Below are 23,966 nucleotides of genomic sequence, written 5' to 3'. Positions count from 1 at the left end.
CATGCCGCGGGCGGCGGCGCTGAGAGAGGCTTGAGGGAATGAGCAGCGAAACCGACCACGCGGCGATGACGGTCGAACCATCCGGGATCAAGAATCCCTATTTCTTCGTGCCGCATAGCTTCTTCCCCGTGCTCATGGCCTTCAGCGCCATGTTCGTGCTGATGGGGATCATCTTCGCCGCCCATTACGGCAGTTACATCCTGCTGGTGCTCGCCGTTCTCTCGGTGCTGTCCATCATGTTCTTCTGGTGGCGCAAGGTCGTCGCCGAGAGCGAGCATCCAACCTGGCACAGCGCCTTTGACCTCATCAGCGTGCGCTACGGCATGACGCTGTTCATCTCCTCGGAGGTAATGTTCTTCGTCGCCTTCTTCTGGGCTTTCTTCAACTTCGCGCTCTTCCCGGAGCGGGTCGCCGGAAGCACCCATGCGATCTGGCCGCCCGAAGGCATTCACACCTTCGACCCCTTCAGCCTGCCCTTCCTCAACACGATGATCCTGCTGCTGTCCGGCACGACCGTCACCTGGGCGCATCACGCGCTGATCGAGAATGACCGCAAGTCGCTCACCATCGGGCTTGCCGCGACGATCCTGCTCGGCCTCAGCTTCACCGGCTGTCAGGCGATCGAATACAGCCACGCGCCTTTCCATTTTTCCGGCGGCGGCATCTTCCCTTCGGTCTTCTTCCTGGCGACCGGTTTCCACGGTTTCCATGTGATCGTCGGCACCATCTTCCTCATCGTCTGCTGGTTCCGTGCGAAAGCCGGGCAGTTCACGCCGCAGCGCCATTTCGGCTTCGAGGCTGCCGCCTGGTATTGGCATTTCGTTGACGTGGTGTGGCTGTTCCTGTTCGTCTGCGTTTATCTCTGGGGCGCCAGCAAGGTCACCGTTGCCTGAAGGCAATCGCCTAACCGTCACTGCGCTTCCCAAGGCGGCGCCGCGATCCGGCCCGCCTCGTTCGCCGGCACTGCGCATCGCCGGTTTCGCGCTGCTCTGCGGACCGGTCTTCGCGATACTGATGGGGCTCGGCGCCTGGCAGATCGACCGGCTGGCCTGGAAGGAACGCATCCTCGCCACCATCGCCGCTGCCGAACGCGCGCCACCGGTGCCGGTGCCAGCCACGCCTTCGCCTTTCGAAAAGGTTTTCCTCACCGGCACTGTCGTTCCCGGCTCCGCCGCGCTGTTCGCGCAGGACGTGCGGGATGTTGGCGCCTCGACGGTCGAAGGTGGCGACCTCATCGCGATCCTGCGGCCGCCGACGGGGCAGCCGGTTCTCGTCGATCTTGGCTGGATGCCGGACGGTTCCCTCGCGCATGCCGATCTGCCGCCTAGCCTGACCGTCACGGGCTTTGCCCAGGCGCCGCAGAGCGCCAATGCGTTTACGCCCGATGACGACGTAGCGGGCCGCCGCTTCTACCTTCTCAATCCAGCCCTGATCGGCAAGGAACTCGGCCATCCTGACCTCGCGCCCTTTGTGTTAGTCGCCATGGGCCAGCCACCCCCACGCGGCTGGCCTCAGCCAGCGACGAGCCTGCCGCGACCCCCGAACGACCACCTGCAATACGCGCTGACCTGGTTCGGCCTTGCCGGCGTGTTGCTCATTCAATTCAGCTACTGGACCTACAAGGTGCTGCGCCCATGACGACGACCGCCCGTGCCGCCTATGACCGCCTCACCGCCCGTTTCGCCAGGATCGCCACGTTGCAGGAAGCGAATGCCGTGCTGACCTGGGACTCCTCGGTCATGATGCCGCCCGGAGGAGGCGCCGCCCGTGGCGACCAGCTCGCGGTGCTCTCCGGCCTCGCGCATGAATTGATGACGGCGGACGTCATGGCGGATGATCTTGCCGCTGCGGTGGACACGCCGCCGGATGACATTTGGTCGGCGGCCAACCTGCGCCTCATGCGCCACCAGCACCTACGCGCCATCGCGCTTCCCGCCGATCTGGTGGAGGCAAAGGCACGGGCGGGCGCCGCCTGCGAGATGCTGTGGCGGCAGGCGCGCCCCGAATCGAATTTCGCCCTGGTGGCTCCGGCATTGACCGAGGTGGTGCGGCTGTATCGCGAGTCAGCGACGGCGCTCGGCGAGGCGCTCGGCCTCGCGCCCTATGACGCGCTGATGGACGGCTTCCAGCGCGGCATAGGCTCAGCCGACGTCGAACCTGTCTTCGCCGCCTACGAGGCGTTCCTGGCCGAGGCCCTTCCCCTCGCGGAGGAGCTGCAATTGGCGCGCGATGTGGCGGAGCGGCCGCCGCTGGTGCCAGTGGGTCCCTTTCCGATCGCCGGGCAGGAGACGCTGTGCCGTCACCTCTCCGCTTCGGCAGGACTCGATTATGCCCATGCCCGGCTCGACCGCTCGGCGCATCCCTTCAGCGGCGGCACGCCAACCGATATCCGCATAACCTCGCGCTACGACGAGACCGGCTGCCTCCAGGGCCTCATGGGCGTGATGCACGAGACCGGCCACGCGCTCTATTCCGCCGGGCAACCCGCCGCGCACCGGCGCCAGCCGGTCGGTGAGGATGCCGGCATGGGCGTGCACGAAACCCAGTCGCTGCTGATGGAGAAGCAGGTTTGCTGCGGCGATGCCTATCTGTCCTGGCTCGCGCCGCAGCTTCAGGCGGCCTTTGGCAATCAGCCGGCCTTCACCGCGCGCAACCTGTCGCGCCTGCTGGGCCGGCTGGAGCGCGGGTTCATCCGGGTGGAGGCCGACGAGCTGACCTATCCGGCCCATGTCATCCTGCGCTTCCGGCTGGAGCGAGCACTGATTGCCGGCGACCTCTCCGTGTCGGATCTACCCGGCGCCTGGAACGAGGGTTTCCGCGCGCTGCTCGGCCTCACGCCGCCCGATGACCGACGTGGCTGTTTGCAGGACATCCACTGGTACGACGGCGCCTTCGGCTATTTCCCGAGCTACACGATGGGCGCGATGGGCGCCGCGCAGATCATGGCGGCGATCCGGCGGAATTTGCCGGATATCGATGACGCCATCGCGCATGGCAACATGGCGCCATTGCTCGGCTGGGTGCGGCGGGAGGTTCATGGACGCGGCAATCTGCTGGGCTTCAACGACCTGCTGCGGGCCGCGACGGGCAAGCCGCTCGACCCCACCGACTTCCAGGCTCATCTCCACGCGCGCTATCTCACGCCGGCCTGATCGCCGCCCCCTTGATCCGGTTCCGTGGCTGCGCTACCCACGCCCCGCGGACCTGTGCCCAGGTAGCTCAGTTGGTAGAGCATGCGACTGAAAATTGCAGTGTCGGTGGTTCAATTCCTCCCCTGGGCACCATCCTCCTTTGCAACAACAAGCCTATCGCTCGCAGCCGGGCGCCGTGCCGGATAGTCTGGGCGCGCCCCATGCGTTGGCGGCTAGAGCCGGTTGTCCCGGCACGAAGTCCTGCCGCACCATGCGAAAGCTGGTCGGACTGTCGGATCCCGGCCGGTCGTAACGCACGATCCAGAAGTAATCGTAGTTCGACCCCCACCAGTCCTTCGGCACGCCTGGCAGGCGGTCGAGGTGGAGCAGCTGGCGCAACATCACCGGCTCGCCGGGGAAGCGTGTTTTGAGGTTGGAATGGGCGATGTGGTCATGCTCCCAGACCATCACGATCGTCTTCCCGGTCCAACGCGGGTTGGTCAGCACGTCATGCGCCGCTCGCCGGGTCGCCTGATTGAGAGCGAGCGCAAAGTCCTCCGGGGAGGCTGGAAGCACGGAATAGGTGATGAGCGGAAGTCCCCAGCTTGTCGCGGCGGGCGTTGCCGTTTCCAGCGTGTGCAGGGAGACCGCGAAAAATGCCGCCGGAGGTTGGCTGGCCGGGAAGAGCGAATCTCGCGCATCGCGGCCGAGATATTGCTTCACCAAGGCAAGTGACCGCTGGGTGCCAGCCGGACAGAGACGGAAGTTGTCGGCCTTCTCGGCGTGGCGAAGGATGATGATTTCCGCTGGCTGTGCCTCAGCCCGCAGCATTGGCGCAGCGCAACAGGCCGCGACTAACAGCAACCCGGCGAGACACGACCGCATCATGCGCCAGCCCTAAACTCTGCTGATCACGGTGTAGGACAGGTAGACGAACAGGGTCGCGCCGAGGAGGACGAGCAGACTCACGAGCGCCGTGTCCATGCGGCCGCCGCTACCGGGGCGTATGTCAACGGCGTCGATATTGAGGGCAACGCGGCGAAAGCGGATCAAGGACAGGACGATCATCGTGCCGCCAAGCAAAATCAGCAGCAGCCCCGCGACATTGCCGACCACCTGACCGAGAATCCCCGGTTTCCAGGCGCCATTCACGCCCGTCATGATTTCCAGGAACAGATCGAACTTCTCGACCAGGAAGCCGAAGGCCATGACGGCGATTGATGTGCGAACCCAGGCCAGGAAGGTCCGCTCATTCGCAGAATGGTCGCTATAGCGCTCGATCAATGGTTGCATCCTTGGCCGCGCGACGATCCGCCGTCTGGTTGCCTCGACGGGCCAAGGCATATCGCATCCTCAAGCAGCTTGCCACGTGCTCACGCCGCGGTGCCGAAGATGTCTTGTTGGTTAGCCCTCGCGTTTGGCGAAAGCGAAGGTCAACAGCGAACTGGAACCGCACTGTTCAAGCTGCGTACCGCATACAGCGCATTTGATCGAATGCTCGGTACCATCGGCGGGTCCCATCAGTCGCCTCGCATAGACGGCGTGACAGCCGCCGCACTTCACGTCCGTCGAGTCATCCGCGCCAAGCCTTTGCGCCATGCCTTACCCTCCCGTCTTCACGCGGGACTCACCCGTCAACGACGACCAAGTCTAGGCTTTGCCCTAGTAGCCGCAGCGTTCGGGAACAGCCCTCCGTCAAAGCCGAGGATACCAAGCGCGGCCCGCGAATAGCTACCAACCTGGAGGAAGAAGACCCGTCAAAGACCGGAATTTGCCCGTAAAGCTGATGTACGATCCGCCAAGCGTGGTAGTCATTCCGGATAATATGGAGCGCTAGTAAATCTTTTGGATCGTGGAGAGCGATTTTACCTGTCCGGCGGCTCGCCGGGCGACCCGCCCCCCTCACGTCTCATCACTTTGGCCGAGCAGCGGCAATACCAGAAGCCGAGTTCCGCCGCCGCTCAGCGAGGTGGTGGTGACCCTCATCAATCGAGATGGAATACCTCCTCCATGCTGGCCCACCACTCGCCCTCGGCACGGGTGGGAAGCGGGCGCTGGCAAGGGATGCAGATCTCCCACCATTTCTGCGTGATCGGATCCGCCGCCATCGCCGCCATGTCCGCGCCGAAATCCGTGCCAAGATATTCCCAATAGGCAAAGAGCAGGTTCTCAGGCTCCCGCAGGAAGATCGAATAGTTGCGGATATTGCTGGCGGAGATCCGCGCCAGCACCCCCGGCCAGACATCGGCGTGCAACCGCTTGTATTCCGCGATTTTTTCCGCGTTCAGCCCAATGCACATGCCCATGCGCTTCGCCATCTGCGTTCCTTTCGGTTTCTAGCCAAGACGATAGACGCACCGCGCATTGCCATTGAAGGGCTGTTCCACTTCGGTCTGGTGCAGCCGGCGACCGGCACGCCTGTGCCCCTCCCCCTTGGCTCGCCGATGTGCATGGGCTTCACTCGTGCCGCAAAGTTCTAGCTGGGAGTTCGGTCATGGCTCGTGAGCTGGCGTCGCCTGAAGCGACAGCGAAACCGCTGCTGCGCAATTCCTGGCGGGATGCCAAGGCCGTCGCGTTGGCGCGAGGGGATCTCGCGGCGTGTTTTCGTATGGCGGCGCGGCTTGGGCTTCAGGAGGGGATCTGCAACCACTTCTCGGCCGTTGTGCCGGGCCATCCCGATTTGTTCCTGGTCAATCCCTATGGCCTCTCCTTCGCGGAAGTAACCGCGTCGAGCCTGCTCGTCTGCGATTGGGAGGGCAATGTCCTGGAAGGCGACGGCGTGCCCGAGGCGACGGCGTTTTACATCCACGCGCGCCTGCACAAGCACAAGCCGCAGGCCCGGGCGGCGTTTCATACCCATATGCCCTATGCGACCGCGCTATCGATGATCGAGGGGCCGCCATTCGTTTGGGCAGGCCAGTCGTCGCTGAAATTCTACGGGCGTGTCGCGGTCGATGAGAAATACAATGGCCTCGCCTTGGACGAGGCGGAGGGGGATCGCATCGCCGCTTCTGTCGGCGACGCCAATATTGTCTTCATGAAAAACCATGGCGTGATGGTGCTCGGCGCGTCGATCGCCGAGGCTTGGGATGACCTCTACTACCTTGAGCGGGCCGCACAGGCGCAGCTTCTGGCGATGAGTTCCGGCCGCCCCTTGCTGCCGATCCCGGACGAGATCGCAAGCCGTGTCGCCACCCAAATCGCCGTAGGTCAAGGCGAGAGCGCGCGTCTCCACCTCGAAAGCGTCAAGCGCATCCTCGAACGCGAGGATCCGGCCTTCCTGGCTTGACGTTGCGCCAAGGGAAGGCCGGAGCTTCGAGGCTCAGTAGGGAACGCGGTCGGCCTTGTTCTTGTATTTCTTCCAGACCTCGACGGCCTCGGCTTGCATAATCTGCTGGCTCGGGATGGAGCGCTCGGTCGCCGGCTTTTTCAGCTCCGAGAAGATCATGCTGTCATCGAAATCGCCATATTTCAGCGCATCGGCATTGGTCGAGGCGAAGTAGATGTTTTTGATGCCGGCCCAATAGGCGGCCGCCGCGCACATCGGACAGGGCTCGGCGCTGGTATAGAGCGTCGCGTCGCGCAGCTTGAAATTGCCCTCTTTCTTACAGGCATTGCGGATCGCCTCGATCTCGCCATGCCAGGTCGGATCGTTTTCCGCGACGACGCGGTTGCGGCCCTCGGCGAGAATCTTGCCGTCCTGCACGATGACGCAGCCGAACACACCGCCGGCACTGTCGATCAATGCTGTTTGCTCGGAGAGTTCGATGGCTCGTGTCATGAATTTTCTGTCGTCTTCGGTCATGGACTACCTTTCCGATTGGATTTTCAGGACGCGCCGCACATAGGAGATCTTCTTATTTGCCCTAGTACAGCAGCATGAAGATCAGCACTTCCGCTGCGTACAGCGCGAGCAATGTGCAGACACCCATGACCTCTATGAGCCAGCGCCGCGCCGGGTTCGGCTGCAGCCACCAGCCCAGGAATTTCACCGCAATATTCATCAACGGCCAGGACACCAGGGAAACACTGATCGCATTGCCGATGAAAGTCGCGATCGCGACATGCTGGCCGCGCAGAAACGGGCTGAGGAAACGAATTTCCAGCATCACCACCGGAAACAGCACGAGCAGAACCAGCGTCGTTTGTTTCCAGGCTGGCGCCGGCGCCCGGTCCGGCTCGCTGGGGAACCAGCCACCGAAAGGACTCGCCATCCTCTGACTTTTCCAGTGAGAGACGAGCGGATCGGCAGTCTGGAGAAGGGCCTTTCTCTCGGTTGAGCTAAGCCAGGCCTCGAGCTGAGCGGGCGTGGAGTAGCGGACAAGCGTCGTCCAATACGGCACTTCCGCCGACAAAGGCGCCTGTACCAGCGTTCCCATATAGCCCGGGAAAATCGCTTGCTTTGCCTGGACGCTCTCGGCCCAGGCCTGGAAGGATCCTTCTTTTCCTGGTTCGACGACAGAGGTGATGACTTCGGTGACGCAGGACAGCGAATGAAAGTCGGGAGCCACTTCTTCCTGCGGCTCGGCCTTGGCCGAACCCTGCATGCGGGCGAGGTCGGCGAGCAGGCTGATGCGCTGGGCGGATTTTCGCCAAAGCTCGAGCATTTCGGCCGAGCGAAAACGCTGGATGACATGCCAATCCGGCGAACCCGCGAAGGCGGGGATAATCTCCAGGCTCACGAAACCGGAGGCGGCCGAGGCGGCCCGCGTGAAGGCGGATTGCCAGGTCGCGAAGAGATTGTCGTTGCCCGAAGCGACGGTGACCTTCGTCGTGACGCCAGTTGCGGAAGGCAAAGCCATTCCGCTCATCCAAGAAAATCCGGGCAGATTCGCCCAGTCTGGTCTCTGCAGAACTCGGTCAAATTAGTCTTCCGCCTTTATTGAGGACGAAATTTAAATTGCAATGGGAGCAAGCTTAACTAATTTTGCGCGGCAAGGGTAGAGTTAGCCTTCGACCCAAGACGGCTATTTTTCCGGCTGTTCAAGGCGAGCGGAAAGCGCCTTCATCATCATCCGGTCCCGCCAGGCCACACGATCTTCCCATTGGTCGAGCGGCAACAGAGCGCGGCGCGCTTTCTCGACTTGCCTGACCAATTCGGGCGTCCAGGGATCGTGCTGGCCGCGCTCCGCGCCCATGCGCTCATAGGCCGGGCCTATCTTGGCCGCATGAGCGGCAATTCCGCCGCGTGTATTGAGATCGGCTGTTTCGAAAGGCCCGATCACCGACCATCGCCGGCCGGGCCCATCCCTCACCACCTGGTCGATTTCGTCGACCGACACGACACCATCCCGCACCAGGCAGTATGCTTCGCGTAGCAGCGCGCCTTGCAGGCGGTTGAAGACGAATCCCTCGATTTCCTTGCGTAGCCGGACCGGCGAAAGTCCGGCAGCACGGTAAATTTCGCCGCAGCGCGCAGTTGCCGCCTCGCTCGTAAAAGGCGCCGGCACGACTTCGATGACCGGAATGAGGTAAGGCGGATTGCCCGGATGACCGACGAGGCAACGCGCCCGGCCCGGCAATTCCTCGGCGAATGACGAGGGCTGCAAAGCCGAAGTCGAGCTCGCCAGAATTGCCTCGGCGGGGGCGACACGATCGAGAGTGGCGAAAAGCTCGCGCTTGAGGTCGAGCCGCTCGGGCGCGCATTCCTGCACCAGAGCCGCGTCCGCGACGGCCTCCTCAACGCTCGGGACAATCGTGACCCTGGCAAGAATCTCGTCCGGCGTTTCGGCGATGAGAGCGTAGGTTTCGAGGTCGCGAAGCCGCTGCGTGATCTCGCCGGGCGCCGCTTCACGTCGCGCGGAGTCAGGATCCTGAAGCCTTGCGGAAAAACCCGCGCGCGCGAAAACGATGGCGAAAGCCACCCCGATGCTGCCCGCCCCGATGATCGCGATCGCGCTGCCGCCTGGTGTCTCGGCGAGCATCTTGGCTGCGCTAGCCAACGTAGTCGGACATGCCCGTGATGACGCTCTCGACTTCCTCGACACTGCTGCGCTTCGGATCGATATCCTCGGCCACCACCTTGCCGCGTCGCATGACCACGATCCGGTCGACCACCTGAAACACATGGTGGATGTTGTGGGCAATGAAAATGCAGGAGTGTCCCGAGTCCCGCGCGCCTCGCACGAAGCGCAGCACGCCCTGGGTTTCAGCGACGCCTAGATTGTTGGTCGGCTCATCCAGGATGATGAGGTCGCTGTCGAAATGCATCGCGCGTGCAATGGCGACCGCTTGCCGCTCGCCACCGGACAGGGAGCCGATGGGCGTGCTGGGCGGAATGTCCTTGCTGATACCCACCTGTTTCAGCAGCTCGCGCGCCACAGTCTCCATGGCGCCGTGATCCATCCGGTTGAGGAAACGCGGTCCCTTCAGTGGCTCGCGGCCGAGGAACAGATTGCGCGCGATGGAAAGCTGCGTGACCAGAGCGGAATCCTGGTAGATCGTCTCGATCCCGAGCGCGATAGCGTCCGTCGTGCTCTTGATATCGACCTTGCGGCCACGGACGAAAATCTCGCCGCTCGTCAGCGGCACGGCACCAGACAGCACCTTGATGAGCGTCGATTTGCCCGCGCCATTATCGCCCAGCAAGCCGACAATTTCGCTCTCGCCGACCGTCAGGGTCGCATCGGTGAGCGCCTGCACGCGGCCATAGGACTTGCTGACATGCGACATGCGGATGAGTGGTTCGGCCATCGCCTAGGTTCCCGCGTTGTGGCGGCGTTCGAGGCCGGAATGCAGCGCCATCATGCCAAGTATAATCGCACCGATGAAGATGTTGTAGGCCAGTCCGGGCACGCCGACAAAGACGATGCCGTTCCGCATGACGCGCAGGATCAGCACACCCAGAACCGTGCCGATAATCGTGCCGCGTCCGCCGGTCAAAGCGGTGCCGCCGATGACGACCATCGCAATCACCTCAAGCTCATAGCCGGTACCGCTATTGGGGTTGGCAGCCGAGGTGCGGATGGAGCTTATGATTCCGGCGAGCGAGGCCATGAGCGAGCAAAGAATGAACAGGCCGACCTTTGTCCGATCGACATTCACGCCGCGCGCGCGGGCGGCATTCGCATTGCCTCCGGCCGCCTGGATCCAGTTGCCGATCTTCGTCTGCGTCAGCACATAGCCGAGCAGAAGGGCCGCGCCGACGAACCAGAACACCGACATATAGACGCGGAATGAGCCGATATAGAACTCACCCGCCAGCGCCTGAGCGAGCCAGCTACCGCCCGCACTCCAGGTGCGCTGCGGAAAACCGTCGGTCATGAACAGGGCCGTTCCGCGCACCACCAGAAGCATGCCGAGCGTCACGAGGAAGGACGGGATTTTTAGCCTCGTCACGAACCAGCCGTTGACGAGGCCGACAAACGCCGCGACCAGCATCGAAATGACGAAGGCGACTTCCAGGGATGTGGCACCACTATTGCGCAGCGTCCACATCAGCACTGGAGAAAAGCCAAACAGCGAGCCCACCGAAAGGTCGAATTCTCCCGAGGTCATCAGCAAGGTCATCGCCAAGGCGATGAGGCCGAGTTCGACGGTGAAAGCCAGCGTATTGCTGATGTTGAGGGGCGAGAGGAAGTCGTCATTGATCGATCCGAATACGGCGATCTCGACGATGAGGAGGATCAGCGGTCCAAGCTCGGGCTTGGCGATCAGGCGTCGGACAAGGCTATTTTCCACGTGAGATCCGCGATCCTCTTGGAATGAAGGAGGAGGCCGCGCCGGATAAGGGCGCGGCCATCGTCAAGAAAAGGGGCGTTCGCGCGACGATGCGATCGCCCCTCACACTCACTTGGCGGAGAGGATCTTGCTGTAAATATCAGCGTTGGTTTTGTCGTATAGCGCGCCCGTGATGATATTGAAGCCCGGACGGATGCCGCTGGATGCCATCGCGGCGAGAGAGAGCGCCACATAGCTGGTCGCCTGCGGATCCTGCCACTGTGCCGCGACAACATAGCCGTCGAGCACTTCCTGCGTCGTATCCAGTGAGTCGCCCCAGCCGATGACTGGGATTTCGCCGGGTTTGATGCCGACCTGATCGAAGACGCGCTTGATGCTGCCATTCACCAGATCGCCGAGGCCGATGATCGCCTTGATCTTCTTATGATTGGCGGTGAGGTAGTCGGACATGCGGCTGATGATCTCGGCCTGATCAAGCGTCGAATCCGTCACTTCCCAGGTAATGCCGAGCGGTTTGAGCACACTCGCGGCGCCCTGCTCCTCCTGCACGCCATAGGTGGCGCCGGGAACCTCGACCGGCATCCAGACGAAATCGCCAGCTTTGATGAGGTGATGATCAACGAGATATTGGGCCCAGCGCTTGCCGAAAGTCACATTGTCGCCACCGACATAGGCGTCGAAGCTCGCGGTGGGGTCTGGCGTATTGAAGTTGATGATCGGGATATGAGCCGCATTCGCTTCCTTCGCGATCTGCACGAGGCTGCCGGGATCCGGGCTGCTCGTTACGATGCCGTCCGCCTTGGCAGCGATGGCGGCACGCTCGGCTTCCTGCTGGGCCGCGACATCGCCATTGTGAAAGGACGTCTTGACGGTATTGCCCGTGTCCTTCGCCCATTGCTCCGCACCGGCGAGGAAATAGGTCCAGACCGGGTCAGCCGGTGAGCCGTGGGAGATCCAGTAGAATGTCTTGGCCTGGGAGGCGCCGGGAATCGCCACCGAAAGAAATGCAGTGCAAGCAATGACCGCTAATTTTCTCAGCATCTAGTCGCCTCCCATTATGAGCCGGCCATACCGGCCGGCGACATTTATTCCGGCTTATCATTGCCGATGAGAGGGAACGGTATCGCCTCCGTCTGGAAGATACAATCAGTATGGCAAGCGGGCGTGTGGTCAGCGGGCGGAGTTCGCCTGAACTCCGCCCTTGATGATCAGCTGACGAGGCGTTCTTCCACCACGACGGTATCCACGATTGTGTTGTGCTCATACATCCAGCGAGCAAGCAGCCCCGCTACGATTGCGCCGGCGATCGGCGCGAGCCAGAACAGCCAGAGCTGGTCGATGGCAGCGCCCCCCGCGAAGAGCGCCGGACCGGTGCTGCGCGCCGGATTGACCGAAGTATTGGTCACCGGAATGGACACCAGATGGATCAAGGTCAGGCCAAGACCGATCGGGATTCCGGCGAAGCCCGTTGCCGCGCCTTTGGAAGTCGTGCCGATGATGATGAAGAGAAAGAAAAACGTCATAAGAAATTCAGTGAGGAAGCAAGCGCCGAGCGAATACTTGCCGGGGCTGAGATCGCCATAGCCGTTCGAGGCGAAGCCGCCCGGAACCCAGCCTGGCTTGCCGGATGCGATGATATACAGCACCGCCGCCGCCAGAATTCCCGCGAGCACCTGGGCGACGACATAGGGCACCACATGCTTGTTGGCGCAGCGGCCGGAAGCCCAGAGCCCGAGGGTGACGGCGGGGTTGAAGTGGCCGCCGGAAATATGGCCGACGGCATAGGCCATGGTGAGCACTGTAAGCCCGAAAGCAAAGGCGACACCGACGAAGCCGATACCTAGGCCCGGATAGGCCGCAGCCAGCACCGCTGCTCCGCACCCTCCGAGAACCAGCCAAAACGTGCCGAAGAATTCGGCAATGACACGGCGCGACATATCGGAACCCATGAGGTCCTCCCGAATTATTTACCGCACCAATACGCTCGTGAAATATTCCTCTCAAGTTCTTCATCAGGCTTATGCGAAAGAGTTAGGAGGCACCGAGAGTACTACGTTGCATAGAGGCCGACGTCTGCTCGTGGACGAGATCCTCTTCAACTTCCCTCCTCATCGGAAGATATGGACCCCTCGATTGGTCGCATTGTCGTGCTCGGCAAGGACGGGACCGCCCGCGGCCGAGCATGACGCTGGCAGGCGAGGCGAGTGCCAACGGAGTAGTTTTACTCCGCGACCAGGATCAGCGTTGCGAGCGGCGGTATGGTCACGGTGAGGGATGCGGGCCAGTCGCCGTGGGGCGCATCCTCGGCCCGAACGAAACCGCCATTGCCCATGTTCGACCCGCCATAGATGCCGGCATCGCTGTTGAGGGCTTCGCGCCAGACACCCGCGACCGGCGCGCCCAATCGGTAGAATTCGCGCGGCAGCGGAGTGAAGTTACAGATCGCGATCACCGGCTTATCCCCGAGATCGCCCTGTCGCAGATAGGCGAAGACGCTCTGTTCGCGGTCATCCATCACCACCCAGCGGAAGCCCTCGGGATCGCAGTCGTGGCGATGGAGTGCGGGCTGCTCGCGGTAGAGCGCGTTGAGGTCGCGCACCAGCGACTGGACGCCGGCATGGGCCGGATCGTCGAGCAAACCCCAGTCGAGCGAACGGTCGTGGTTCCACTCGCGCTCCTGGGCGATCTCACCGCCCATGAAGAGCAGCTTCTTGCCGGGATGGGTCCACATGAAGCCGAAATAGGCGCGCAGATTGGCGAATTTCTGCCACCGGTCCCCCGGCATCTTCCCGATCAGCGAACCCTTTCCGTAGACCACCTCGTCATGCGACAGAGGCAGCACGAATTTCTCGGAGAAGGCATAGACCAGCCCGAAGGTCATGCTGTCGTGGTGCCAGCGGCGATTGATCGAGTCCTCCTCCATGTAATGGAGGGTGTCGTGCATCCAGCCCATGTTCCACTTGTAGTCGAAGCCGAGCCCGCCCTCGTCGGCGGGCCGTGAGACGCCCGGCCAGGCGGTGCTTTCCTCGGCGATTAGGACCGAGCCGGGGCAGCGCGACTTCATCTCGCGGCTGAGTTCCTGGAGGAAGGACACCGCCTCGAGGTTTTCGCGGCCGCCGTAGATATTCGGCACCCACTCACCCTGTTTGCGGCTGTAGTCCCGATAGAGCATCGAGGCCACGGCATCCACGCGGATGCCATCGACATGGTAGTGCTCCAGCCAATGCAGCGCGCTGCCGATCAGGAAGCCGCGCACCTCGTTGCGGCCGAGATTGTAGATGTAGGTGTTCCAGTCCTGGTGGAATCCCTCCAGCGGATTGCCGTGTTCGTACAGCGGCGTGCCGTCGAAGCGGGCCAGGCCATGCGCGTCGGTCGGAAAATGCGCGGGCACCCAGTCCAGAATGACGCCGATGCCGGCCGCATGGCAGCGATCGACGAGCCAGGCGAAGCCTTGCGGCGGCCCGAGGCGTGCCTGCGGCGCGAATTGGCCGAGCGGCTGGTAGCCCCAGCTGCCGCCGAAGGGATGCTCCATGATCGGCATCAGCTCGATATGAGTGAAGCCCATGCCACTGACATAAGGCACCAGCTTCTCCGCAAGCATCATCCAGCCGTTCTCGCCCTGCTCCTCCTCCTGCAGCCAGGACGCGGCATGAACCTCGTAGACGGAGATCGGCGCGTTCGTGGCGACGCTTTCCGCACGGCGCTTGAACCAGTCCTGGTCGGTCCAGCGCAGCCGCTCATCGACGATGACGGAGGCCGTGGCCGGGGGCGGCTCGGCCAAAGCGGCCACTGGGTCGGCCTTTAGCGGAAGCAGGCCGCCGTCGGGTCCAAGCAGCTCGTATTTATAGGTGGCGCCGGCGCCAAGGCGGGGGATGAAGATATCCCATACGCCCGCGCTGACATGATTCCGCATGGGGTAGCGGCGGCCATCCCAGCGGTTGAAGCTGCCGACGACGGACACACGCCGAGCATTCGGCGCCCAGACTGCGAAACGCACGCCGCGCACGCCGTCGATCTCCGCGAGATGCGCGCCGAGCGCCTGGCCGATTTCCCGGTGGCGACCTTCCGCCAGCAGATAGATGTCGAAATCCGTCAGCGTGGGCGGGAAGGAATAGGGATCCTCAGTCTCCCGCACCACGTCGCGTGCGGTGATCCGCAGATAGTAGGGAACCGGCGTCGGCAGCAGACCGCACCAGAAGCCGGCTGGATCGATTTGGCTCAGCCGCGCCAGAACTTGCCTGCCGTCGCGGGCCAGCACCTCAACCGAAGTCGCGTCCGGGATGAAGCAACGCACGGCGATGCCGCCCGCGACCGCATGTGGCCCAAGCACCGAGAACGGATCGCCATGCCGCGCGTGAACAATGGCGTCGATCGCTCCTGGATCGGGAAGCCCGATACTTCCGCTATAACCATTCATGCGACTACCCCGACACTCAGCACGCGTTCGGCAATGCCCTTGAGGCCGCGCAACGGAATCCGCAGCCAGTTGGGCCGGTTCGCAGCCTCGTAACGGATCTCGTAGGCAGCCTTTTCCATGAGGAACAGGTCAAGCAGCGGATCCTCCGCCTCGATCGGCACCCAGGGCCGCTCGGAGGTTTCCAATGCCATGCGATAGGCGTCGAGGAAAGTCTTGGCCGCACGAGCGCGGAAATGCTCCAGCAGCGCGGCATGGCGTTCCGCCGCTTGCGGCGCCAGGGCGGCACGGCTGAGGGCAGCGGCGGCGGCGGCATAGTCGAAGCTCCGCAGGATCCCGGCGGCATCGCGCAGCCCGCTCGACTTCAGGCGCCGCTGTTCAGTCGGCCGCGCAGGCTCACCCTCGAAATCGACGATGAAGGCGTCGTTCTGCACGACCAGCACCTGGCCGAGATGGAAGTCACCATGGATGCGGGTGCAGAGCGCGCCCTTGCCCAAAGCCGCGAGGCGATAAGCCGCCTTCTCCAAAGCCCCGGCACGCGTCAGCAACTCCTCGGCGAGAAGCTTGGAGTCCTCGTCCGCCCATTCGGTGCGGACACGCAGCAGATCGAAGGCTAGGCGGAGCTGTTCGACCGCACTGTCAGCCCAGCCGGCGAGCGTCGCGTCATCCGCGATGCTCGGGGCGAAGTCGGGCTCGTCGGTCGGCTCTGTCAGGACCGCATGCAACTGTCCCAGCCGCGTACCGATAGCGGTGGCGAATTCGGTATAGGCCGGGAAGGTATCCTCGTGATCCCTGTCATCCTGCCCGGTGACGGCGATCTCCTCGACCGCGCGGTTGAGGAAGTCCTGCGTCCAGGTCCAACCATCGCCCTGGTTGCGCACGAAGCTCTGCGCCAGCATGAGGGTATGCGGCGTGCCGTCCGGCGCCATGCGCACAACCTCGCCGAATAGCGCGGGGATATTGGCAAAGCCACGCTCGGTCAGATAGCGCGTCATCTCGCCCTCAGGGTGAACGCCGGCGGCGACGTGCCGCAGGATTTTCAGCACAACGAGATCGCCGATAACGAGCGAGCTATTGGATTGCTCGGCGGAAAAGCGCCGGATCTCCGCATCCTCCGCAAGGTCGAGTTCCGCCGCGCGCGAGGTTGGAACGAAACGGATCTCACCCTCGGCCAGCGGAAGTGTGTCGCCCAGCTTCAATTGCTGAACGACGCCACGCGCAAAGGCATCGACTGCGAAGCCATCGGTGAGTACACCCATGCGGCGCCCGGCCCTGACACGGGCCAAGGCGAGTTGTTGGGCGAGCGGTCCGCTCGTGCCGCTTTCCCAGGCGATCGCCAAAGGCAACACGTAGCTTTCGAGACGGCCCTCAATAGCCGTCTGCACCTCGGCCAGCACGACATCGGGCACACCGGGCAGCTTCACAGTATTTGCGACTGTCAGCGCGCCGAGCTGCTCACCCTTTGAGGCAAACCAGCGCCGCTTCGGGATATAGGCCGGCAGCGCTTCGCCTTCGAGAACCCGCTTGCCGTTCATACCGAGCACTTCGGCGATGTCGCCGCGAATAACGATGGTGGCGAGGTCGGGCAGAACTTCAGGCGCTGGCCGATGCCACGCCGGCAACTCCGCTTCCTGGGCCAGCAAGAACCAGAAGAAGCCGTAAGGCGGCAGCGTGAGCAGGTAGCTCAGCTGGCCGACCGGCGGGAAAACCGAACCGCCGACGATATCGACCGGCACGCGCCCCTCGTAAGCGGAGAGATCGAGTTCCACGGCCTGAGCATTGCGCGCGAGATTGCAGACGCAGAGGATGGACTGCGGCGTCTCGCCGTCGATTTCCCGCAGGTAAGCGAAAATCTTACGGTTGCCGGGATAAAGGAAACGCAGCGTGCCTCGCCCGAAAGCGCCGAAATTCTTTCGCACCGCGAGCATCCGGCGCATCCAGTTGAGCAGCGAATGCTGGTCGAATTCCTGCGCCTCGACATTCAGCGCCTGGAAGCCGTAGAGCGGATCCATGATCGCCGGCAACACAAGAGATGCCGGATCAACGCGTGAAAAACCACCGTTCCGATCGTAGGACCATTGCATCGGCGTGCGTACGCCATCGCGGTCGCCGAGATGGATATTGTCACCCATGCCGATCTCGTCGCCGTAATAGATGACCGGCGTGCCAGGCATCGACAGCAGCAACCCGTTCATAAGTTCGATGCGCCTGCGGTCGCGCTCCAGCAGTGGCGCGAGGCGACGACGGATGCCGAGGTTGATGCGCGCGCGGCGGTCGCGCGCATAGGTTTCCCACAGATAGTCGCGCTCGCTATCGGTGACCATTTCGAGCGTCAGCTCGTCGTGGTTGCGCAGGAAGATCGCCCACTGGCAATTCGCGGGAATGTCCGGCGTCTGCCGCATGATGTCGGTGATTGGGAAACGGTCTTCGCGCGCGATCGCCATGTACATGCGCGGCATCAGCGGGAAATGGAACGACATATGGCATTCGTCGCCATCGCCGAAATAGACTTGCGCGTCCTCCGGCCATTGATTGGCCTCGGCCAGCATCATGCTGCCCGGCGCATGCGCGTCCATCGCGGCGCGGATGGTTTTCAGAATCTCATGCGTTTCCGCGAGGTTTTCGTTGTTGGTCCCCTCGCGCTCGACGAGATAGGGCACGGCGTCGAGCCTTAGTCCGTCGATGCCGAGATCCAGCCAGAAGCGCATGATCGACAGCACTTCCTCCAGCACCGCCGGATTGTCGAAGTTGAGGTCGGGCTGGTTGGAATAGAAGCGGTGCCAGTAATAGGCCTGGGCCTTCTCGTCCCAGGTCCAGTTGCTCTTCTCGGTATCAACGAAGATGATACGTGTGCCGGCATATTTTGTATCGGTGTCGGACCACACATAGAAGTCGCGCTCAGGCGAGCCCCGCGGTGCCTCGCGCGCGGCCTGGAACCAGGGGTGCTGGTCGCTGGTGTGGTTGATGACGAGTTCGGTGATGACCCGCAAGCCGCGCTCATGCGCCGCAGCGATGAACCGCTTCACATCCTCTAGCTCGCCGTATTCCGGGTGCACGCTGCGATAATCAGCGATGTCGTAGCCGTCATCCTTACGCGGCGATGGGTAGAAGGGCAGCAGCCAGATGGCGGTGACGCCAAGCTCGGCGATATAGTCGAGCTTTTGCAGCAGGCCCGGAAAATCGCCCACGCCGTCATTATTGGCGTCGAAGAACGACTTGATATGCAGCTGATAGATCACCGCGTCTTTGTACCAGAGCGGATCCTCGATCAGCGGTGTTGTCGGATTCACGTCCATGATCAAACTGTCTCCGGCCGCACACGCCAGGCGGCGAAGGGCATGGCAGCGTCAAGCCCGACACGCTGCCATTTCCCGGTCCAAGTGAAACGATCGCCACGCATGAGGTCGACCACGGAAAGCCTGCCCTGATCCGGCAGCCCCCACTTATAAAGCGGCAATTCGATGTTCGCGCCAGTGCCCTGACCATCCCGGGGGTCGAGATTGACCGCTACGATGACCACGTTCGAACGGTCGGGCGTGGCCTTCTCGTAGAACAAAACCTGGTCGTTATCAGCCGGTAGGAAGGTCAGGCCGAGCTGCGATTGCAGCGCTGGGTTCTGCCGCCGGATGCGGTTGAGCTGGGTGATCTCCGCCACGATGTTCCCCGGACGCTGCCAATCCCAAGCCCGGACCTGATACTTCTCCGAATCTAGATATTCCTCGCGGCCGGGCAACGGCGTCGCGTCGCACAGCTCGAAGCCGGAATAGACACCCCAGAGGCTCGAAAGCGTCGCCGCCAGTACTGCCCGTGTCAGATGGCCAGGACGGCCATGGGTCTGCAGGAAGACCGGGTTGATGTCGGGCGTATTGACGAAGAAGTTCGGGCGGAAGAAGTCGCTCATCGGCGGCGCGCTGAGGGCCGTTAGATACTCCTCCAGCTCGCGCTTACCGTTGCGCCAGGTGAAGTAGGTATAGGACTGGGTGAAGCCGAGCTTGCCCAGACGGTTCATGATCTTTGGCCGCGTGAAGGCCTCGGCGAGGAATTGAGTGCCCGGATAGGCCGCACGCACCTCGGCGATCATCCACTCCCAGAAGGCGAAAGACTTGGTGTGCGGGTTATCGACACGGAAAATCCGCACCCCCTGCTTCGCCCAGAACATGACGACTTCGGCGAGGCCGACCCATAGCTCAGGAATCGCGCCTTCGGCGTAGAAGTCGACATTGACGATGTCCTGATACTTCTTCGGCGGGTTTTCCGCATAGCGGATGGAGCCGTCCGGACGCCAGGCGAACCAGCGCTTGTGCTGTTTCAGCCAAGGGTGATCGGGCGAACATTGGATCGCGAAATCCAGCGCGACCTCCAGCCCATGGGCCTCCGCCGCCTCGCGCATCCGCAGGAAGTCATCCAGCGTTCCGAGTTCGGGATGCACCGCGTCATGCCCGCCGGCTTCGCTGCCGATCGCATAAGGGCTGCCGGGATCGCCTTCCGCCGGTGTCAGGGTGTTGTTCGGGCCCTTGCGATTGCTGCGGCCGATCGGGTGGATGGGCGGGAAATACAGTACATCGAAGCCCATGTCGCGGATGCGCGGCAGATGGCGAATGACGTCGGTGAACGTGCCATGGCGTTCAGCATCGTCACTCATCGAGCGAGGGAAGATCTCGTACCAGCTGGCGAAACGCGCCTCCAGCCGATCCGCATCGATGGGATAAGGCGCGCTACGCACCGCGCGTGGGCGCTTGTCGGTCTGCGCCATCAAAGCTGCCGTCTCGGTCGAGAGCAGAAGGCGAATCTGTTCCGCGGTATCGCTCGTCGCAAGTTTGGCATCGAGCGCGGCAAGCGGCGGACCCGCGGCCCGCACGAGATGGACGCCCTCGAGCAACTCCACTTGCACATCGATTCCGGCGGCGTGTTTCTTGGTGATCTCGTCGCGGAAGGTCGCGAAAGCGTCCCGCCAAGCCTCTACGGCAAAGACGTAGCGGCCGACATGATCGAGCGGGAACGTGCCCTCCCAGCGATCGTTGACCACGAGGTGCATGCGTGTCTCATGCCAGTCCGCTTCCTCTTCGGCTCGCCATAGAAGAGCAACGCCGAGCTGATCATGACCGTCGCAGATAATATCGGCCTCAACCGTGACGATGTCGCCCGCGACGCGCTTGGCGGCGAAACGGCCGTCATCCACCGCGGGTGCGATCTGCTCGATCCCGATACGCGGCGAATTCGCGGCTTCGAGCGCCGACTGAATCAGCTGCGGGCGAACCCGCTTAGCGCCCGGCGTCGCGGTCAGCGCCAAGGTCCGCACTTCACCGGGATCAAGCGTGAACTGTGTCTCCAAAGCGACGCCTGGCGCCGCGAAGCGGCCGCCTATGGTCGCCAGCAACGGGCGCAATGCCACCGGCCGCGCGCGGTCAAGTTCCGCATTGACCAGGGTGAGAATGGCCGTCTCGGCGTAGCGCGGGTCTTTGGCGCTGCGCAGGAAAGCGAAAGGCGCGGCGTCGGGGCCGCTGATCAGCCGGGGGATGCCCGAGCCGCGCACGTCATTGGCGGTGCGGATCTCCGCCAACAAGGCCGGATCGGCTGCGGGTGATTCGGGCAGATCGCGGCGCGCGTCCATCTCTTGGGTCGCGCCCCATTCGAAGCCCATCGGCATCATCCAGCCATCGGCCACCGCCGAGGCGAAGCGCAGCGAGCGGCGTTGCGCCCAGGGCAGCAGCGCAAGGTCGCTGACCAAGGCCGCGAAGCGCGGCTCGTACGGCGCCTCCACCGGCGCGATGACGGGAGCGATCCGATGCAGTTCCTCGAGTTCGTTCCAGAACCAATCGGCCGCGAAGTCCCACCAAGGCAGAGAGGCGAAGACGAAATCGATGCCGGTGCCGATCAGCCCCGCGCGCTCCTCCCGGCTCAGGCCTGGGGTCCAGCCGAGCAACAGAGCGTCCTTGTCCTTGCGGAGTGCCGCGATCAGTGCCCGAGCCTGATGCGTGGGCAGACCTTTCAGCGCAATGCGAAAGCCGGCGATTCCGGCGCGCCGCCAGGATTGTGCCTGGGCGTACCAAAAGGCGCCGACGGCTTCGGCGTCAGCTTCTCCACGTAGCACGGCCGCATCGCTCTCCGGGCCAAGCGCCCTCGGATCAAGTCCACTGCCGGATGGCGGGGCATAGAAAATGTCGTTATGCGCCTCCGCGACGCCCTGCGCCGCGAGCCTTGTAGGTAGTAAGTCGAGTAGCGGCACGAGGTCGCGCGACCTGCATGCCTGGGCGAAAGCTGCCAGCGCGCCGGCGGCATCGCCGCTCGATTGCAGCGCGGGATGAGGTCGGGCGAAGTCGGTGGGCAAGAAAAGTGAGGGGCCCGCGAAAAGGGGCGCGCTGAGCACATGGCTAAAGCCGAGGTCCCGGGCGCGGTCCAGCCATGCCGCCCAGTCCGCAAGTGGCCCTGCCAGGAGTGGGTTGAAGTAATAGACGCGTGGCGGTCCCACCGCCTGGCTGCGCGAGGCTGTGGCTTCGGCGGTCACGCGTTGGTCCATGGCTCTTCTTCCCGTCTGCAATCGTCCGGCGCCTGCTCTGTGCTTCGCGCCGAGATATGAGTCGGGTATCGCGCGCGGCAAGGCGATAGAATCGAAGACATTGCGCCTTCCGATGGCCGGCTCATGGATTATCGAGCGATGTCAGCGAATGCCGAGCCGAACGGGAACAAGGCTCTTAACGGCAAGGTTTCGTTGCGCTAATGAACAGGTCGCGCGTTTTTATGAAGTTCGCGCGGAGGATTGTTGCCGCCCAGACTTGTAACAGAGGGGCTGACGATGACGCGCTGCGCTTTGGTCGTGATCGCAAAGGATGAGGCGCGTTACCTGCCCGAATGGGTAGCCTATCATCTCGCGATCGGCATCGACCGCATATTTATTTATGACAATGACAGCACCGACTCGACACCCGCCCTGGTGGAGCGATTGGCACAAAGCTTCCCGATCGAGCGGATCGTTTGGCCGGGGGCGGGCCGGGCTTCGCCGCAATGCTCGGCCTACAATGATTCCCTCGCCCGGCTTTCCGATTTCGAGTGGGTGACGTTCATCGATGTCGATGAGTTCCTCGTGCCATGGGGATTCGATGGCGTGAAATCATTCGTCGCCGCCATCCCGGCGCATATCAGTATGGTTGCGATGAATTGGCGCAATTTCGGTTCGTCGGGCCGAAGCGATCCCAATTACGAGAACGTCCTCAAGACCTTTTCACGCAGCGGCCCGGAAAGCTGGACCTATCAGTGCCGGGTGAAATCCGTCGCGCGCGTGAAGGCGATCAAGGAGGTCTTCTGCCACGACGCCGATCTGCATTTCGGTGCGGCCACGCTGTCAGATTTTCAGTCCTACACGCACACGAGGCGCGGGATAGTAGATCGCGTCGTCTACAACGGCGTACAGATCAACCACTACCAAACCAAGACCTTTGACGAGTTCAAGCAGCGCATGAAGCTTGGTAACGTGAACAAGGATCCTACGCGCGCTGACAGCGTTCGCAACGGCGACAAAAGCCGATTCGATATGCTGGACCAGAACCAGGTGATCGACCGGCGTGTAGATAGATTCTTGCCTTCCTTCGAAATTCATTTCGAAAGGGTCAAGCGAGCCCTCGGCAGCCTGATGGAGCGCCCGAGCGTCTCAGTCCCGCCGGAGCTCATGACGCCAGCGAATGCGCTGCGTGTCGGCTAATCTAGTCCTGCTTTTTGTCGACAGCGATGAGTGAGACATTCGCCCAAGTTGTTTCCATGCGTAGCCCGCCAAAAATGATCTGGCCGTTATAATAGCCGGTGACTGTCCAATGAGATGGGTCGCGGCTCATCCCTTCTGGTCCGGCCGCAATGGCGGCTTTCATGCGTGGAAGCAGATCAATGCTAAGTTTCTTGGTCTCTCTATTGGAGAGAAACGGCTGCCCATGCAGCGGCAACGGATCGTCGATGCCGAAGGGTGCCGTGCGTGCGAAGAAATTGGGACGCGGCACTTTAGCGAGATGCTCACATCGCGCAGCGCGGGGATCGGGCTGGAGGCCGCAAGCCTGGCTCAGTTCAACTTGATAGAACAGCGTCTGGCGATCCACGGGATCTCGTAAGATAAGCGCGATCACCGCCGCTCCCTGAGCGACCGGACATTCGCGGTGGGGCACGCTTAGCCGCGCGCTGTAGCTCAGGGTGGCGACACTTATCAGACTCGCTAGATTGTTGATTTTTACCGAGCCGGTCTTTGCCAGATGGGCGTTCGTCTCAAATTTATTCTGCGCCTCATTTGGATGAGCGAAGAGGTCCGATTCGCGCGGTCTCCCCTCAGATGTGTTGCAGGGGAGTGCGGCGCCATCCTGCGAGAGACTGTACCTCGCCTGACCATCCGGCTGTTGCTCGACCGTGACGCTGGCCTCCGCGGCATGCGAGACGAAAATCGTGTCGGCTCCTTTCTTCGACCGCTGGAACGAGGGCAGGTCGCCGCCAGGGATATTCCACGCGATCACGCTCCAGGCGGCGTTTAATCCGGTTGCGGTGTAAGGACGAGGTCCGCCAGGCGCGGGCGGTTGGCGCGAGTCGCGAATAGAGAAATCGAAGGGCGGCTTGAACATCGACCGGGACGTGGCTGAAGCGACCGAGACGCCCAACAAAGTCGCGGCTGTCGTGACCGACGCCACCGCCAAAGCCTTCCAGCGATGATGATCCAATCCCATCGCCGCATCCTGGCGTGCCTCGATTTCGTTGCCAAGAGCGAATGTTTC

Annotated in this window: 19 protein-coding genes and 1 tRNA gene; 6 read left to right on the top strand and 14 right to left on the bottom strand. The window is 62.7% G+C overall.

Going from position 1 to position 23,966, the window contains the following annotated elements; genetic code table 11:
• The first annotated feature begins 38 nt into the window (after positions 1 to 38).
• From GSQ92_RS17320 to GSQ92_RS17305, 4 genes are all read left to right on the top strand, one after another.
• Positions 39 to 893: a cytochrome c oxidase subunit 3 gene (locus tag GSQ92_RS17320; protein WP_158803856.1), complete on the top strand. Its 855-nt coding sequence runs from the start codon at positions 39 to 41 to the stop codon at positions 891 to 893.
• A complete protein-coding gene (locus tag GSQ92_RS17315) occupies positions 886 to 1,638 on the top strand; it encodes an SURF1 family protein (RefSeq protein WP_158803857.1) in 753 nt (250 codons plus the stop codon). Before GSQ92_RS17320 ends, GSQ92_RS17315 begins: the two co-directional genes overlap by 8 nt.
• Positions 1,635 to 3,152, top strand: coding sequence for a carboxypeptidase M32 (locus GSQ92_RS17310; RefSeq protein ID WP_158803858.1), 1,518 nt, complete (start codon positions 1,635 to 1,637; stop codon positions 3,150 to 3,152). The genes GSQ92_RS17315 and GSQ92_RS17310 overlap by 4 nt, the downstream gene beginning before the upstream one ends.
• Positions 3,153 to 3,208: 56 nt before the next feature.
• Positions 3,209 to 3,284: transfer RNA gene (locus GSQ92_RS17305), tRNA-Phe, on the top strand.
• Positions 3,285 to 3,305: 21 nt separating this feature from the next.
• Here the strand turns inward: GSQ92_RS17305 and GSQ92_RS17300 are convergent.
• From GSQ92_RS17300 to GSQ92_RS17290, 3 genes are all read right to left on the bottom strand, one after another.
• Entirely contained in the window at positions 3,306 to 4,019 is a 714-nt protein-coding gene (locus tag GSQ92_RS17300; RefSeq protein ID WP_158803859.1) for a histidine phosphatase family protein, read from the bottom strand.
• A 9-nt stretch (positions 4,020 to 4,028) separates the two neighbouring features.
• Positions 4,029 to 4,415 (bottom strand): YidH family protein, encoded by a 387-nt coding sequence (locus GSQ92_RS17295; protein WP_216850231.1) that lies wholly within the window; start codon positions 4,413 to 4,415, stop codon positions 4,029 to 4,031.
• 701 nt (positions 4,416 to 5,116) lie between these two features.
• Positions 5,117 to 5,449, bottom strand: coding sequence for an L-rhamnose mutarotase (locus GSQ92_RS17290; protein WP_158803861.1), 333 nt, complete (start codon positions 5,447 to 5,449; stop codon positions 5,117 to 5,119).
• Positions 5,450 to 5,625: 176 nt separating this feature from the next.
• Here GSQ92_RS17290 and GSQ92_RS17285 point away from each other — a divergent pair, with 176 nt between their 5' ends.
• Positions 5,626 to 6,420: an aldolase gene (locus tag GSQ92_RS17285; protein WP_158803862.1), complete on the top strand. Its 795-nt coding sequence runs from the start codon at positions 5,626 to 5,628 to the stop codon at positions 6,418 to 6,420.
• 33 nt (positions 6,421 to 6,453) lie between these two features.
• Here the strand turns inward: GSQ92_RS17285 and GSQ92_RS17280 are convergent, their stop codons facing one another.
• From GSQ92_RS17280 to GSQ92_RS17235, 10 genes are all read right to left on the bottom strand, one after another.
• Entirely contained in the window at positions 6,454 to 6,936 is a 483-nt protein-coding gene (locus tag GSQ92_RS17280; RefSeq protein WP_158803863.1) for a nucleoside deaminase, read from the bottom strand.
• A gap of 61 nt (positions 6,937 to 6,997) precedes the next feature.
• On the bottom strand, positions 6,998 to 7,942 hold the full coding sequence (locus GSQ92_RS17275; RefSeq protein ID WP_216856865.1) for a hypothetical protein: 945 nt from the start codon (positions 7,940 to 7,942) through the stop codon (positions 6,998 to 7,000).
• Positions 7,943 to 8,098: 156 nt separating this feature from the next.
• Positions 8,099 to 9,055 carry a 3-hydroxyacyl-CoA dehydrogenase gene (locus tag GSQ92_RS17270; protein ID WP_158803864.1) on the bottom strand — a complete coding sequence of 319 codons (957 nt, stop codon included), beginning with the start codon at positions 9,053 to 9,055 and terminating at the stop codon, positions 8,099 to 8,101.
• 10 nt (positions 9,056 to 9,065) lie between these two features.
• Positions 9,066 to 9,824, bottom strand: coding sequence for an ATP-binding cassette domain-containing protein (locus GSQ92_RS17265; protein WP_158803865.1), 759 nt, complete (start codon positions 9,822 to 9,824; stop codon positions 9,066 to 9,068).
• A gap of 3 nt (positions 9,825 to 9,827) precedes the next feature.
• Positions 9,828 to 10,811: an ABC transporter permease gene (locus GSQ92_RS17260; protein WP_158803866.1), complete on the bottom strand. Its 984-nt coding sequence runs from the start codon at positions 10,809 to 10,811 to the stop codon at positions 9,828 to 9,830.
• 108 nt (positions 10,812 to 10,919) lie between these two features.
• A complete protein-coding gene (locus GSQ92_RS17255) occupies positions 10,920 to 11,852 on the bottom strand; it encodes a substrate-binding domain-containing protein (RefSeq protein WP_158803867.1) in 933 nt (310 codons plus the stop codon).
• Positions 11,853 to 12,019: 167 nt separating this feature from the next.
• The gene (gene aqpZ / locus GSQ92_RS17250; RefSeq protein WP_158803868.1) at positions 12,020 to 12,760 is read right to left on the bottom strand and encodes an aquaporin Z; all 741 of its coding nucleotides are present in this window, start codon (positions 12,758 to 12,760) and stop codon (positions 12,020 to 12,022) included.
• A 272-nt stretch (positions 12,761 to 13,032) separates the two neighbouring features.
• On the bottom strand, positions 13,033 to 15,228 hold the full coding sequence (gene glgB / locus GSQ92_RS17245) for a 1,4-alpha-glucan branching protein GlgB (RefSeq protein WP_158803869.1): 2,196 nt from the start codon (positions 15,226 to 15,228) through the stop codon (positions 13,033 to 13,035).
• Positions 15,225 to 18,521: a maltose alpha-D-glucosyltransferase gene (treS, locus tag GSQ92_RS17240; RefSeq protein WP_159013780.1), complete on the bottom strand. Its 3,297-nt coding sequence runs from the start codon at positions 18,519 to 18,521 to the stop codon at positions 15,225 to 15,227. Before treS ends, glgB begins: the two co-directional genes overlap by 4 nt.
• A 2-nt stretch (positions 18,522 to 18,523) precedes the next feature.
• Positions 18,524 to 21,742: an alpha-1,4-glucan--maltose-1-phosphate maltosyltransferase gene (locus GSQ92_RS17235; protein WP_158803871.1), complete on the bottom strand. Its 3,219-nt coding sequence runs from the start codon at positions 21,740 to 21,742 to the stop codon at positions 18,524 to 18,526.
• A gap of 243 nt (positions 21,743 to 21,985) precedes the next feature.
• On the opposite strand from GSQ92_RS17235, the gene GSQ92_RS17230 reads away from it, so the two are divergent.
• Complete coding sequence (locus GSQ92_RS17230; RefSeq protein WP_158803872.1) at positions 21,986 to 22,921, top strand: glycosyltransferase family 2 protein; 936 nt, start codon at positions 21,986 to 21,988, stop codon at positions 22,919 to 22,921.
• A 1-nt stretch (position 22,922) separates the two neighbouring features.
• Here GSQ92_RS17230 and GSQ92_RS17225 read toward each other — a convergent pair whose 3' ends face one another.
• Entirely contained in the window at positions 22,923 to 23,918 is a 996-nt protein-coding gene (locus GSQ92_RS17225) for a hypothetical protein (RefSeq protein ID WP_159013779.1), read from the bottom strand.
• Positions 23,919 to 23,966: the final 48 nt, after the last annotated feature.

Source organism: Acidisoma sp. S159 (assembly GCF_009766125.1).
Taxonomy (GTDB): Bacteria; Pseudomonadota; Alphaproteobacteria; order Acetobacterales; family Acetobacteraceae; genus Acidisoma.
Note: the sequence above shows the minus strand (reverse complement) of the source record. Positions and strands in the feature narration are given on the sequence as shown.

Coding starts and splice junctions, on each gene's coding strand:
- GSQ92_RS17290 (WP_158803861.1), bottom strand. CDS start 5,449: ATGGCGAAGCGCATGGGCATGTGCATTGGGCTGAACGCGGAAAAAATC.
- GSQ92_RS17300 (WP_158803859.1), bottom strand. CDS start 4,019: ATGATGCGGTCGTGTCTCGCCGGGTTGCTGTTAGTCGCGGCCTGTTGC.
- treS (WP_159013780.1), bottom strand. CDS start 18,521: ATGGACGTGAATCCGACAACACCGCTGATCGAGGATCCGCTCTGGTAC.
- glgB (WP_158803869.1), bottom strand. CDS start 15,228: ATGAATGGTTATAGCGGAAGTATCGGGCTTCCCGATCCAGGAGCGATC.
- GSQ92_RS17255 (WP_158803867.1), bottom strand. CDS start 11,852: ATGCTGAGAAAATTAGCGGTCATTGCTTGCACTGCATTTCTTTCGGTG.
- GSQ92_RS17320 (WP_158803856.1), top strand. CDS start 39: ATGAGCAGCGAAACCGACCACGCGGCGATGACGGTCGAACCATCCGGG.
- GSQ92_RS17270 (WP_158803864.1), bottom strand. CDS start 9,055: ATGCTCGCCGAGACACCAGGCGGCAGCGCGATCGCGATCATCGGGGCG.
- GSQ92_RS17275 (WP_216856865.1), bottom strand. CDS start 7,942: ATGAGCGGAATGGCTTTGCCTTCCGCAACTGGCGTCACGACGAAGGTC.
- GSQ92_RS17235 (WP_158803871.1), bottom strand. CDS start 21,742: ATGGACCAACGCGTGACCGCCGAAGCCACAGCCTCGCGCAGCCAGGCG.
- GSQ92_RS17265 (WP_158803865.1), bottom strand. CDS start 9,824: ATGGCCGAACCACTCATCCGCATGTCGCATGTCAGCAAGTCCTATGGC.
- GSQ92_RS17285 (WP_158803862.1), top strand. CDS start 5,626: ATGGCTCGTGAGCTGGCGTCGCCTGAAGCGACAGCGAAACCGCTGCTG.
- GSQ92_RS17225 (WP_159013779.1), bottom strand. CDS start 23,918: ATGGGATTGGATCATCATCGCTGGAAGGCTTTGGCGGTGGCGTCGGTC.
- aqpZ (WP_158803868.1), bottom strand. CDS start 12,760: ATGGGTTCCGATATGTCGCGCCGTGTCATTGCCGAATTCTTCGGCACG.
- GSQ92_RS17280 (WP_158803863.1), bottom strand. CDS start 6,936: ATGACCGAAGACGACAGAAAATTCATGACACGAGCCATCGAACTCTCC.
- GSQ92_RS17310 (WP_158803858.1), top strand. CDS start 1,635: ATGACGACGACCGCCCGTGCCGCCTATGACCGCCTCACCGCCCGTTTC.